We start from the raw sequence: 12,643 nt of genomic DNA on the forward strand, positions 1-12,643 counted from the left end.
CGACGACCGGCACTACCCCCTGCCCCGCCCGCGCCCCGCGCTGTCCGTCGCCGCGCTCTGGACCCTCGACACGGGCACCACGCTCACCGTGTGGCCGGGCAGCCATCGCTGGGCCGGACGCCGGCCCACCACGGCAGGCGTGGTGCTGGCGCCCCCGACGGGCTCCTGCACCTTGATCCTCGGCACGCTGTGGCACGCCCGGCCCCCGCAGCGGATCCTGCCGTGCCTGACCGTCACCACGCACTACTGCGAGCCCTGGCTGCGCACGAGGGAGGCGTTCCTCCTCTCCCCGGGCAGGGACGTGGCCAGGCAGCTGAGCGCCAGGACTCGCCGAATGCTGGGCTACAGCATCCACCCGCCCGAGCTGGGGCTGGTGGACGGCATGCACCCGCACCGCCTCTTCGCCTGATGGCGGCCGCTCAGATCAGGCCGAGCGCCAGCATCGCGTCGGCGACCCGCCGGAACCCGTCGATGTTGGCGCCGGCCACGTAGTCGCCCGGCATGCCGTACTCGTCGGCGGTCTGCAGGCAGCGGTCGTGGATGTCGCGCATGATCTCCTCAAGCCGGTGCTCGGAGAACTCGAACGTCCACGAGTCGCGGCTGGCGTTCTGCTGCATCTCCAGCGCGCTGGTCGCCACGCCGCCCGCGTTGGCCGCCTTGCCCGGCCCGAACGCCACGCCCGCCTCCAGGAACACCTTGATGCCCTCAGGCGTGGTGGGCATGTTCGCGCCCTCGCCGACCGCGATGCAGCCGTTGCCGACCATGACGGCGGCGTCGCGGCCGGTGATCTCGTTCTGCGTGGCGGACGGCATCGCCACCTCGCACGGCACCTCCCACACGTTGCGGCCCGCCACGAAGGTGGCGTTGTGGCCGCGGCGCTCGGCGTACACGTTCAGGCGGCCGCGCTCGACCTGCTTGATCTGCTTGAGCAGGTCCAGGTCGATGCCCTTCTCGTCGAGGACGTAGCCGGAGGAGTCGGAGCACGCGACGACCCTGCCGCCGAGCTGCTCGATCTTCTCGATGGTGTAGACCGCTACGTTGCCGGAGCCGGACACCGTGACCCGCCTGCCGTCGAACGACGTGCCGCGCGCCTTCAGCATCTCGTCCACGAAGAACGCGCATCCGTAGCCGGTGGCCTCCGTGCGGACCTGCGCGCCGCCGTACGCCAGACCCTTGCCGGTGATGACGCCCGACTCGTAGCGGTTGGTGATGCGCTTGTACTGGCCGAACAGGTAGCCGATCTCCCGCCCGCCGACGCCGATGTCACCGGCGGGCACGTCTGTGTACTCGCCGATGTGCCGGTAGAGCTCCGTCATGAAGCTCTGGCAGAAGCGCATGACCTCGCGGTCGGAACGGCCCTTCGGATCGAAGTCGGAGCCGCCCTTGCCGCCGCCGATCGGCAGGCCCGTCAGGCTGTTCTTGAAGATCTGCTCGAACCCCAGGAACTTGACGATCCCGAGGTAGACCGACGGGTGGAAACGCAGCCCACCCTTGTACGGCCCCAGAGCGCCGTTGAACTCCACCCGGAAGCCGCGGTTGATCTGCACCTCGCCACGGTCGTCCGCCCACGGCACCCGGAAGATGATCTGCCGCTCGGGCTCGCAGATACGCTCGATGATCTTCGACTCGGCGTATTCGGGGTGTTTCCCGAGAACCGGGCCGATGCTCTCGAGCACCTCGCGCACGGCCTGGTGGAACTCCGTCTCACCGGGGTTGCGGCGAAGGACGTTGTCGTAGATCGACGACAGCTTCTCGTGCAACACGTACTCCTCAGCTCACTGCATGCGTTCCTCACTGTAAGGGGAGGCTTGATGTGAACTGCACCCGTATGCCCCCTTATCGGGGAGCTCGTGGCTCCTGTGCGCGCCTGGGCGGCGCCGGTCAGCGGAACGCAAAATTTCCCGCGCGGGCGTCACAGGCGGGTGCGCCGCCCTGTCATAGCTCGCGAGCGGGGGCGAGCGGTGCTCCCGGCGGACGGGGAGGGAACGTCATGAGGATCGTGGTCATCGGCGGAACCGGCATGATCGGGTCGAAGGTCGTGACCAAGCTCGGCGAACGTGGTCACGAGGCGGTGCCGGCCTCGCCGAACACCGGCGTCAACACGCTCACCGGGGAAGGGCTGGACGCGGCGCTGGCCGGTGCGCAGGTGGTGATCGACGTGTCGAACTCGCCGTCGTTCGAGGACGCCGCCGTACTGGAGTTCTTCGAGACCTCCACACGTAACCTGCTGGCCGCCGAGGCGGCGGCCGGAGTCGGGCACCACGTCGCGCTGTCCGTGGTCGGCGCCCGGCGGCAACCGGGCAAGGGCTACTTCGGGGCGAAGGCCGTCCAGGAGGAACTGATCGAGAAGTCCTCGATCCCGTTCTCGATCGTGCGCGCCACGCAGTTCTTCGAGTTCGCCCGCGGCATCGCCGACGGCGCCACCCAGGACGGCACGGTACGGATCGCGCCGGTGCAGTTCCAGCCCATCGCCGGTGAGGAGGTCGCCACGGCGGTCAGCAGGGTCGCGGAGGGCACCCCGCTGAACGGCGGCCTCGAGGTCGCCGGGCCCGAGCGGGTTCTGATGGACGACTTCTTCCGCGACGCCCTCGCCGCCTGGAACGACCCGCGCCAGGTGGTCACCGACCCGGAGGCCCGCTACTTCGGCCTCCACCTCGACCAGGACACGCTGGTGCCGGTCGAGGACACGATCCGCGGCGAGATCACCTACAACGACTGGCTCGGCAAGTAGCCCACCCATCAAGGAGGCACCCACCATGCGGGAACACCGTTCGAACGCCTGGCAGACGGCGCTCACCGTCGTGCAGGAGGCGGCGCCGCCGTTCATCCCCGAGGGCGCACACGAGATGACTCTGATCATCGAATATCCGCCCGGAGACCCCGGCACGCCGCCGCACCGCCACTACGGCCCCGCCTTCGGCTACGTGCTCGAGGGAGAGATGCTGCTGGAGCTCGAAGGCGAGCCCGAGCGGGTCGTACGCGCCGGCGAGGCGTTCTGGGAGCCCGGCGGGGACGTCATCCACTACCAGGACGGCAACAACCGCGACGACATCCCGCTCCGGTTCCTCGTGACGATGTTGTGCGAACCCGGCAAACCGATGCTCACCCTGGTGGACGACGAGGAGCTCGCCCAGCGAGCGGACCGGCGCGCCGCCCGCCCCGTCTGAGCATCCGCGAGAGCTCGCGGCAGGAACGCTCGCCCGGCGGCGCAGTCCGCCGGGCGGGGGGCCCGCGCAACCGATGCGGCCACGTTCGACCAGAGGCAGGCACGGCGTCATGACGCGTCCAGAGTCCGTGAACGAGGCGCGCGCACTCGAACAGGCGCTCTCCGTCTTCACCGAGCTGCGCCCGCGCCTATTCGGCATCGCCTACCGGATGCTCGGCAGCGTGTCGGAGGCCGAGGACGTCCTGCAGGAGGCCTGGGTGCGCTGGCAGCACACCGACCGCGCTGCCGTCGTCAACCCGCAGGCGTACCTGTCGTTGACCACCACCCGGCTGGCCCTCAACGTCGCGCAGTCCGCCCGTTCGCGCCGGGAGACGTACATCGGGCCCTGGCTGCCCGAGCCCGTCGACACCAGCTCCGACCCCGCCGTCGGCGCCGAGCGGGGCGAAGCGCTCGAACTCGCCTTCCTGCTGCTGCTCGAACGGCTCACGCCGACGGAGCGGGCGGCGTACGTGCTGCGCGAGGCGTTCGTCTACCCGTACACGGAGATCGCGGAGATCCTGCAGCTCAGCCCGGTCAACGCCCGCCAGCTCGTGAGCCGTGCCCGCAAACGCCTGACGGCCGCGCGGCACGAGCCCATCGACAAGGAGGAGCATCGGCGCCTGCTGGGGGTCTTCCTCCTCGCGGCCCAGACGGGGAACGTGGCCGCCCTCGTAGACCTCTTCGCCGAGGACGTCGTCAGCTCCTCCGACGGCGGCGGCACCAGAGGAGCCGCGCGGTCCCCGCTGCTCGGCAGCGCGCGCGTGGCGAAGTTCGTCGCCGCGTTCGCGCCGAGACTCTGGCCGGGCGCCGACTTCACCTGGGTCGAGGCGAACGGGCGTGCGGGCGTGCTCGTGCCCCGCGGCCACGCCGACGTCGCGCTGCTCACCATCGACGCCTCACCCGCGGGCATCCACCACCTCATGTGGATCATCAACCCGGCCAAGCTCGACGCCTTCGCACGCTCACGCTCACGCGCCCGGCGGCGGCTCTGATCGGCGATGTCACATCAGGGCGGGCTGACCTGTCTTATCTGGCGACACCGACAGAACAGGGGACATCGTGCGTACGACCCCGGTCGCCGGCGAGGGCCGCAGGACATGACGGAGACGGACGCGGGCTCGCTGGCGGAGATGCTCGACGAGCGGCGGCACCTGCTGGAGATCACGCTGTGGATGTTCGGATCGGCCGGGACGGCCGAGTGGATCGTCGAGGAGACCTACCGCCGCTGGTACGCACTCGACGACGGGGAACGCGCCACCGTCGCGGCGCCCCGGGCCTGGCTGACGCGCGTCGCCGGCGGCATCTGCCTGGACCTGCTCGCCGCCACGCCGCCGGACTCCCACCCGGTGACCTCGCTCACCGCCACGCCACCGGCCCCCCACACGAGCCCGGCGCCGACCGCCACGCCGCCGGGCCCGCGTCCGGCCACGCCTTCGACCGCCATGCCGTCTGCTCGGATCAGCGCGTCACCGGCCTCGGAGCAGCCGGTCAGCCTGCCCGACCTGGTCGCCGGGCTGGCGCGGCTCCATCCCGGCCGGACCAGGTTCGACCGGCACGACCGGGTCGCCCGCCGGTTCGTGGCGGCCTGCGTGAGCGGTGACGTGGCGGCGCTGCGGGCGGTCCTGGCCCCGGACGTGATGGCCGTGAGCGACGGCGGCGGCAAAGTGCGCGCCGCGCTACGCCCGGCCCACGGCGCGGACACGGTCGCCCGGCTCGTCACGGAACTCCTGACCGGCCGTTCCGGCACCGATTCGGCCCTGACCGGCCGTTCCGGCACCGACCCGGCCGCCGAGTCCGTGAACGGCCGCACGGGCCTGGTGCTGCGCCAGGCGGGGCAGGCCGTGGCGGTGATCAGCGTCAGCGTCGCGGGGAACGAGGTCACCGCGGTGTGGATCGTGCTCAACCCCGACAAACTACGGAGCTGGCACCGCCCACGCCCAGCACGCTGAACCGCGTGATCCCGCCTCGATCGGGGTGGAGGCGAGCGTGGCCCCCTGAGGGCGGAGCGGCGCGACCGGGCGGGCACTCGCCCCGCCCGGTCAGGGGCGGGGGAGGAGGCGGGGGGCGAGCCGCGCCAGCTGGTCGACCGCGGTTGTCAGGTCGTCCGCCAGCGGGTGGAGCAGGACGTGGTCGGCGCCGGCGGCCAGGTGCAGCTCCGCCCGGGCGGCGATGGCGCCGTCGTCCCCCCAGGCCACGATGGCGTCGACGAGGCGGTCGCTGTACCCGCCGTCGAGATCGGCGTCGCCGTACCCGAGCCTGCGGTAGCTGGCGGTGTAGGCGTTCTCGCGGCCGCCGGCGCCGAAGAGGGCGCGGATCCGTCCCCTGGCGCGGGCTTCGTCGGTGTCGAGGAGGAGGGCCAGATGCGGGATCAGCAGGGGCCCGGGGCCGAGGGCGTCGCGCGCGGCCCGGGTGTGCTCGACGGGTTGCAGGAAGGGGTGGACGCCGTCGGCCCGTCCGGCGGCCAGCCGGTGCGCCTTGGGGCCGAGGGCGGCCAGGACGCGCGGGTAGCGGGCTTCCGGCAGGATGCGGGTGGCGGCTTCGTCCATGGCGTCCAGGTAGGCGCGCAGCTCGGCCAGCGGACGGTCGCCGCCGTGGCCGCCGAGGCCGAGGATCACGCGGTCCGGGTACGCCTCGGCGAGCGTGGCCGCACCGCTGTGCGTCGCCCGCGGGTCGCGCATTCTGATGTTGGCGACGCCGGCGCCCGCGACGAGCCGTTCGGTGGCGGCGAGCACCACGGCCAGTTGGGTGAGGATGTCACGCCCGGCGACGGGGGCGGCGGCGGGGGGTTCGCCCGTCCACACCGAGCCGTACCCGAGCCGCTCGATCCGCTCGAACTGCTCGCGTTGCCTGGTCACCGGCGTGTGCAGCAGCGTCATCGGCGCGATCCACACGCCGAAGCGGCCGAGGCGGTCCTGTGTCGGGGTCATCGTCACTCCTGCCCGGACTTTAGCGGAGCCAGCCTCCGCTTATCTGGAGCATACGATACGGAAGCAGGCTCCGGTTTGTGAACCCCAGGAGGCGGATGTGGGCGACACCACCACCCGGCGCGCCATGCGGGCCGACGCGCGGCGCAACCGTGACCGGCTGCTGGCCGAGGCGCGCACCGCCTTCCTGGACCACGGCACCGACGCCTCGCTGGAGGACGTCGCCGCGCGCGCCGGGGTCGGCGTCGGCACCCTCTACCGGCACTTCCCCACGCGGGAGGCGCTGCTGGCAGAGCTGCTGCGCGAACGGTTCGACGCCCTCGCCGCGGGCGCGCGGCGGCTCGCCGGTCACCCGTCGCCCCGCGAGGCGCTGATCACCTGGACGCTGGACTTCGTGCGGACCACCACCCTCTACCGAGGGCTGACCGCGGCGGTTACGGCGACGCTGCACGACCCGGCCTCGGCCCTGCACGCCTCCTGCGAGACGATGCGCGGCGCCGGGACGGCGCTGCTGACCCGCGCGCAGGAAGCGGGCGAGGTGCGCGCCGACGTCGCGCCGCTCGAGTTCCTGGCCCTGGTCGCAGGCGTCTCATGGGCGCGCGAGCAGATGGAGGGCGCGGACGTCCGCGGCGACCGCCTGCTCCTGCTGCTCTTCGAAGGCCTGGAACGCCCGGATCAGGGAGCGCAGGAAGGTCAGTGACGGGTCGTGACGGCCGCCGGTGCCGGAGCCAGGACGCTCAGCAGGTCGGCGGCGTCCAGCAGACGGGCCGCGCCGAGCCCGTACGGGTGCAGCGCGTACACCTGCGCGCCCGGCAGCGCGACGTCACCGGAGACCAGAACCGCCAGATCGGTGCCGCCCGGATGCCCCTCGGACAACCCCTCGGACAGCCCTTCGAACGGCCCCTCGAACGGCTGGGCGGCGGCGCGCGCGGCGAGCCGCGCGGCGAACCCCTCGACGTCCTCACCAGGGCGGCGCTCGTACCGGCAGAGTGAGCCGTCACGGCGGCGCACCACGACGTCGGCGGCGCGGGCGGCGGCGTGCCAGCAGGCCACCTCCCACAGCGTCACCCGGCCGGTGAACGCGCTCTCCATCGCGGCGCCCAGCGCGGCCACCTCATCGGCGCTGCCCGCCACGTTGTGGCCGTAGCCGGCGGCGGACAGGTTGAGGTCGGTCCAGCGCATCGTGCGCGTCCACAGGTCGGCCACCAGCGGCACGAGGATCTTCGCCGGCCCCGCCAGGTCGAACTTCTGCCGCACCGCCAGCGGGTCGAACAGCCCTTCCGGCTGCTCCATGAACCCGGCGAACCCCCGCGGCAACTCCTCGAACGGCACGTCGTTGTAGCTGAACACCACCGGCACGAGGTAGCGGGCGGGCAGGGCGCGCACGTCCACGTCGATGAACTCCGACGCCCCGAGCGGCTCGGGCGCGGAGGTCAGGTCGCCCGAGTGCACCAGCCCCTTGCCCAGCCGCAGGTGCGTGTAGTCGCACAGGCCCGCGAAGCGCCAGTCCTCGTCGAACACCGCCACCGACAGGTCGAGATCCACCCGGGTGCCCGGCGGCTCCGCCCAGTGCAGGAAGAACCGGATCCGCTCGGCGCGGGGGATGGGCTGGGTGCTGCCGCGGGCCAGGCGGACGAGAGCCGCGCCTGCCGTACGCTCGGATGTGGGTGCGACCAGGTCGGCCAGCCCTTCGTCCAGCAGGGCCCGGCGCAGCGGCGGCAGCTCTGCCGCGCGCCGCAGCAGCTCTCCCGCCAGCACCCGCTCGGCCTCCAGCACCACCTCGTCGGGCAGCGCCGGCCGCCGGTCGGGCAAGGTCCGGAACCGCGCCGTGCCGCCTCGCGGCAGGAACAGCCGGGTCCCGCCGGGCGGGGTCCTGATCTGGCCGAGCGCGGCGAGCAGCACCCCGGGCGCGACCCGGCGTACGGCGCCTTCCAGGCTCTCCAGCGGCGACGCGGTGGCGCGCGCTCCGTCCCCTCCGCCGCCACCGCGGGCGTACGTCACGCGCAGCAGGTGGGACAGGCGGCGGAGGAACTCGCCCGGGCGGTGCGAGAGCAGGGCGGCGGCGTCGGCGGGACGGCCGTCCGCCAGCGCCGTCTCCACGCGGGAGGCGAACGTCGTCGCGCGCACGCGCCCGTCCCGCACCTCCAGCTCGGGATGGCCGGCCGCCCGCGCCAGCAGGGCGCGCCCGAACGCGGTGCCGGGGTCGAGCCGGGTGCCGCGCAGCGCCGCGAACGCCAGCGCCGCGCCGGGGAAGCGGGCGTGCTGCTCGTGCGGGTGCAGCACCTCGGCCATGTGCTTCCACGCCTCGCGGTGGCGCAGCAGGTCCTCCAGCAGGTACGGCATCCCGTCCAGGCACGCCAGCACGGCCCGCCGCACCGCGCGCGGCAGCGACGTGCGGCGCTCGGGCCTGATCCGCAGCCCGGGGTCGCCCCCCATCAGCGTGGACAGCACCCGCAGCACGTCGGTGGCGGTGCCGGCGTGGCGCGGCAGCAGCTCACCGGCCCCCCTGCGCAGCGCCTGCGCCAGCACCACCGCTCTGGTCTCCTTGACCGGGATCGTCTCCGGCAGCCAGGAGAGCGCCGCGGGCCAGCAGGCCTCCAGCAGGATCTCGAGCTCGGCCCGCTCGTGCGCCGGCATGGGGGTGCGCCGCGCCAGCATGGCCGTGGCCAGCTCGCGGCAGGCGGCGCCGGGATCGGGGCACGACCCCAGCAGCACGGTGGTGGTCACGGCGTCCCGGTGCAGGGAGACGCTTCTCTCCGACGGGCGCAGGAAGGGGTCGTCCAGGTCGATCCGCCGGTGGCAGATCGGGCAGGCGCTGAAGTCGGCGCCGTCCCAGCACGTACGGCACACCAGATGGGCGCAGGGCGACACGGGGCGCACGGTCCCGTTCTCGCCGCACAACACGCAGGGACGGGCCGGGTCCTGCAGCAGCAGGCTGAAGACTCGGCGCACGTAGAAGTCCAAGGTGTCGGCCGGCACACTGTCTGGAAATTTCCGGAACAACGGCACGTGGGTGGCGTTCGCCCCGACCTCCTCCCGCAGGCAGTGCAGCAACCGCCGCCCCACCCGCGTCAGCTCGGTCATATCCAGCCCCGCCAGCGCCCGGTACAGCTCCGCCGACATCAGGAACCCGAGCTGCAGCAGCTCGAACTCCAGCGCCGCCACCCCGGACGGAACGTCCGCGGGCACCATGCCGAGCCGCCTGGGCAGCTTGCCGATCGGCGACGGCATGGAGGATCCGGCGGCCAGCAGCCCGTGCGCGACCGTCCGGCGGCGGCGCAGCAGGATCTCGCCAGGACCTTTCACACGACCTCCCCCGGGAAGAACGTAAGGCCGCGCGGGGGCACCCCGCGCGGCCTCGCGAGGCGGAGAGCGGGCGCGCTGTTCAGTCACATGAAGTGAGAAGGAAGCACATCCAGGAGCCGCCTGTCCGGCACCTTACTCGGCTAAATCACGACATGCCGCCCAATTTCCTCAGCAGGCTGATCAAAGCTCCGACGGCGACATGTCCGGCCGTCCACGCCGGGCTTCGCACGCCGTTCGCCGACCAGATTTGACCGCTCGTCGTAAACCCGTACCGGATCCGAAATACGGCATACCGTATGTGTTACGCGTATCCTCGTGGCAATCAGTACGAGGTTCGCGAGTCCCACAGGTTTCCTGAGTCGTTCCCGTACCGTGGCGGCGCCCACGTGGAGCCGGTGGCTGGTGCCGCCCGCCGCCCTCTCCGTGCATCTGGCGATCGGGCAGGCGTACGCGTGGAGCGTGTTCAAACCGCCCCTCGAATCCTCCCTCGGCCTGTCGGGCACCCAGAGCGCCCTGCCGTTCCAGCTGGGCATCGTCATGCTCGGCCTGTCGGCGGCCTTCGGCGGCACGCTGGTCGAGCGCAACGGGCCGCGCTGGGCGATGTTCGTCTCGATGGCCTGCTTCTCCTCCGGGTTCCTGCTGTCCGCGCTGGGCGTGGCCACGGGGCAGTACTGGCTGGTGGTCCTCGGCTACGGTTTCGTGGGCGGGATCGGGCTGGGAATCGGCTATATCTCGCCGGTCTCCACGCTGATCAAGTGGTTCCCCGACCGGCCGGGCATGGCCACCGGCATTGCGATCATGGGGTTCGGCGGGGGAGCGCTCATCGCCTCGCCGTGGTCGGCGCAGATGCTCGACTCCTTCGGCACCGGCACGGGCGGGATCGCCACGACGTTCGTCGTGCACGGCGTCGTCTACGCCGTCTTCATGACCATGGGCGTGCTGCTCGTGCGCGTCCCCGCCGACGGGTGGGCGCCGAAGGGGTGGCGGCCGGGCGAGGCGGCCACCCGCCGGCTGGTCACCACCGCCGACGTCTCGGCGCGCAACGCCGTCCGCACCCCGCAGTTCTACCTGCTGTGGCTGGTGTTGTGCCTGAACGTCACCGCCGGGATCGGCATCCTGGAGAAGGCCGCGCCGATGATCGTCGACTTCTTCTCCGGCACCGCCACGCCCGTCGCGGCGGGAGCGGCGGCGGGCTTCGTCGCGCTGCTGTCGCTGGCGAACATGGCGGGGCGCTTCGGCTGGTCGTCCACCTCCGACCTGATCGGGCGCAAGAACATGTACCGCGTCTACCTGGGCGTGGGCGCGCTGCTCTATCTCGCGATCGCGCTGGCGGGCGACAACTCCAAGCCGCTGTTCATCATCTGCGCGCTGGGCATCCTGTCCTTCTACGGCGGCGGCTTCGCGACGGTCCCGGCGTACCTGAAGGACCTGTTCGGCACGTACGAGGTCGGGGCGATCCACGGCAGGCTGCTCACCGCCTGGTCCATCGCGGGCGTGCTCGGCCCGCTGATCATCAACGCGATCGCCGACGGGCAGGAAGCCGCGGGGCGGTCGGGACCCGCTCTCTACACCACGTCCCTCTACATCATGATCGGCCTGCTCGTGGTCGGCTTCGTCGCCAACGAGCTGATCCGGCCGGTGCACGACAAGTACCACGAACAGCCACGGCAGGAACACGTGACAGGAAAGGGGCAGGCGGTATGACGGGCACCACGGACTCCGCGGACACGGCGAACCGGCGGACGGGGTTGATGGTGCTGGCGTGGGCTTGGGTGGGGGTGCCGTTCGCGTACGGCGTCTACCAGCTGTTGCTCAAGCTCGCCCAGCTCTTCTCCGGCTGAGCAGGTTCTGAGATAAATTCACTTTTTATGGTCCAGCACTGGCAATTGTGCGTGATTTCCGGTGATATCTCCATTTTGGGTGTTATGTGGTTTCCTTGAATGGAGCACCGGATCTCGGAAGTGCTGCGAAAAAGAGAAGTGGATTTGGCATTCTGTTGACCGAACGTTCTCACCCGGTCGCAACGCGCGGGAAAACGCACCCGGACAAGGAATGCCATGGTCACATCGGATCTCCTGCTTGGGGCGCTGCTGGGCTGCTGCGCCGTCGTCGTGGTCGGAGGCGTCGCCGTCGCGCTGACGGTGCAGGTCCGCGCCAAGCGCACCGCGCTGCAGGCCCAGGAAATCGCGGAAAAAGCCGCCCGTGACGCCGTCCAGGACAAGGCCACCGCCGTCGAGCAGGCCCAGGCCGCCCGCTCCCAGGCGCACGCCAACTGGCAGTGGTACGAAGCCGGCCAGGCCGAGGGCGCCAGGCTCGTCGAACGGCTGCAGGCCGTGGCCGACATCGAGGCCAGGGGCTACACCGGCGTCGACGTCCCCGGCCTCTTACACCCCTATTTCGCCGGCACCCCGCTCGACAAGCACCACCAGGCCGCGGAAGACCTGCTGCGCGAGGCGGTCGAGATCACCCGCGCCGGCGTGGGCAGCGCGGCCAGGGCGGGCGTGCGCGGCGTCACCGACGAGGCGCAGATGTTCCTCACCCGGCTCCAGCTGAAGATCGACGAGGAACTGCGCGAGTTCCCCCAGGCCAGCGTCTACCACCAGAGCCTGGTCGACATCGACCACCTGGCCACCCAGGCCCTGCACAGCGTGCAGCGCCTGCGCCTGCTGGCCGGATCGTGGCCGGGCATCCAGCGTGCCGACTGCACCTTCCGCGAGATCATCGAGAGCGCCCGCGGCCGCATCGGCCCGTACAACCGCGTCGAGTACACGTACCTGCCCGAAGTGGGGGAGACGTGGGTCGAGGGCCGCGTGGTCGAGCCGATCACCGTCGCGCTCGCCGAGCTCATGGCCAACGCCACCAGCTACTCCGACGACCTGGTCAGCGTCTACGTCCAGCAGATGCAGGCCGGCTGCCGCATCGTCGTGGAGGACACCGGCCTGGGCATGAACCCCTTCCAGCTGGCCGAGGCCGAGCGGCTGCTGTCGCAGCGCACGGCGCTCGACGCGGCCGCGCTGAAGGACGAGCGCAAGCTCGGGTTCGCCCTGATCGGGCGGCTGGCGCACGACTACGGGTTCCGCGTCGACGTCAGCGCCCCGTCCACCAGCGGCGGCGTGAAGGCGGTGTGCCTGATCCCGCTCGCCCTCATCTGCCAGGGCCCCCGCGAGCAGGCCCGGCCGGAGCCCGCCGGCGAGGGGCGGCCCGAGCC

At 71.9% G+C, this 12,643-nt stretch carries 11 protein-coding genes and 1 pseudogene; 9 read left to right on the plus strand and 3 right to left on the minus strand.

Going from position 1 to position 12,643, the window contains the following annotated elements; genetic code table 11:
• Positions 1-409 (plus strand): phytanoyl-CoA dioxygenase family protein (locus tag E1292_RS51920; protein WP_220447391.1); only part of this gene is annotated, 409 nt, incomplete at its 5' end.
• 10 nt (positions 410-419) lie between these two features.
• Here E1292_RS51920 and gdhA read toward each other — a convergent pair.
• Positions 420-1,763 carry an NADP-specific glutamate dehydrogenase gene (gene gdhA / locus E1292_RS45905; protein ID WP_132606090.1) on the minus strand — a complete coding sequence of 448 codons (1,344 nt, stop codon included), beginning with the start codon at positions 1,761-1,763 and terminating at the stop codon, positions 420-422.
• A 227-nt stretch (positions 1,764-1,990) separates the two neighbouring features.
• Between gdhA and E1292_RS45910 the strand changes: the two genes are divergently transcribed.
• From E1292_RS45910 to E1292_RS45925, 4 genes are all read left to right on the plus strand, one after another.
• Entirely contained in the window at positions 1,991-2,731 is a 741-nt protein-coding gene (locus tag E1292_RS45910; RefSeq protein WP_132606091.1) for an SDR family oxidoreductase, read from the plus strand.
• Positions 2,732-2,756: 25 nt separating this feature from the next.
• Positions 2,757-3,167, plus strand: coding sequence for a cupin domain-containing protein (locus tag E1292_RS45915; RefSeq protein ID WP_132606092.1), 411 nt, complete (start codon positions 2,757-2,759; stop codon positions 3,165-3,167).
• Positions 3,168-3,276: 109 nt separating this feature from the next.
• Positions 3,277-4,197: an RNA polymerase sigma-70 factor gene (locus E1292_RS45920; protein WP_132606093.1), complete on the plus strand. Its 921-nt coding sequence runs from the start codon at positions 3,277-3,279 to the stop codon at positions 4,195-4,197.
• Positions 4,198-4,302: 105 nt separating this feature from the next.
• Positions 4,303-5,154, plus strand: a complete 852-nt coding sequence (locus tag E1292_RS45925) for a sigma-70 family RNA polymerase sigma factor family protein (protein WP_132606094.1) — start codon at positions 4,303-4,305, stop codon at positions 5,152-5,154.
• A 90-nt stretch (positions 5,155-5,244) separates the two neighbouring features.
• Here the strand turns inward: E1292_RS45925 and E1292_RS45930 are convergent, their stop codons facing one another.
• Entirely contained in the window at positions 5,245-6,132 is an 888-nt protein-coding gene (locus tag E1292_RS45930; RefSeq protein WP_132606095.1) for a TIGR03620 family F420-dependent LLM class oxidoreductase, read from the minus strand.
• 97 nt (positions 6,133-6,229) lie between these two features.
• Here E1292_RS45930 and E1292_RS45935 point away from each other — a divergent pair, with 97 nt between their 5' ends.
• Positions 6,230-6,829, plus strand: coding sequence for a TetR/AcrR family transcriptional regulator (locus E1292_RS45935; RefSeq protein ID WP_246090834.1), 600 nt, complete (start codon positions 6,230-6,232; stop codon positions 6,827-6,829).
• On the opposite strand, the gene E1292_RS45940 is transcribed toward E1292_RS45935, so the two are convergent.
• Positions 6,823-9,435 (minus strand): MXAN_6230/SCO0854 family RING domain-containing protein, encoded by a 2,613-nt coding sequence (locus tag E1292_RS45940; protein WP_246090836.1) that lies wholly within the window; start codon positions 9,433-9,435, stop codon positions 6,823-6,825. The two genes, E1292_RS45935 and E1292_RS45940, sit on opposite strands and share 7 nt — an antisense overlap.
• 372 nt (positions 9,436-9,807) lie before the next feature.
• Between E1292_RS45940 and E1292_RS45945 the strand changes: the two genes are divergently transcribed.
• From E1292_RS45945 to E1292_RS45950, 3 genes and pseudogenes are all read left to right on the plus strand, one after another.
• Entirely contained in the window at positions 9,808-11,139 is a 1,332-nt protein-coding gene (locus tag E1292_RS45945) for an L-lactate MFS transporter (RefSeq protein ID WP_246090837.1), read from the plus strand.
• Positions 11,136-11,276 carry an MFS transporter small subunit gene (locus E1292_RS51925; RefSeq protein ID WP_165975096.1) on the plus strand — a complete coding sequence of 47 codons (141 nt, stop codon included), beginning with the start codon at positions 11,136-11,138 and terminating at the stop codon, positions 11,274-11,276. Before E1292_RS45945 ends, E1292_RS51925 begins: the two co-directional genes overlap by 4 nt.
• A 216-nt stretch (positions 11,277-11,492) precedes the next feature.
• Positions 11,493-12,643: pseudogene (locus tag E1292_RS45950) on the plus strand (hypothetical protein); the annotation flags it as partial.

It is taken from the genome of Nonomuraea deserti, assembly GCF_004348685.1.
GTDB classification, from domain to species: domain Bacteria; phylum Actinomycetota; class Actinomycetes; order Streptosporangiales; family Streptosporangiaceae; genus Nonomuraea; species Nonomuraea deserti.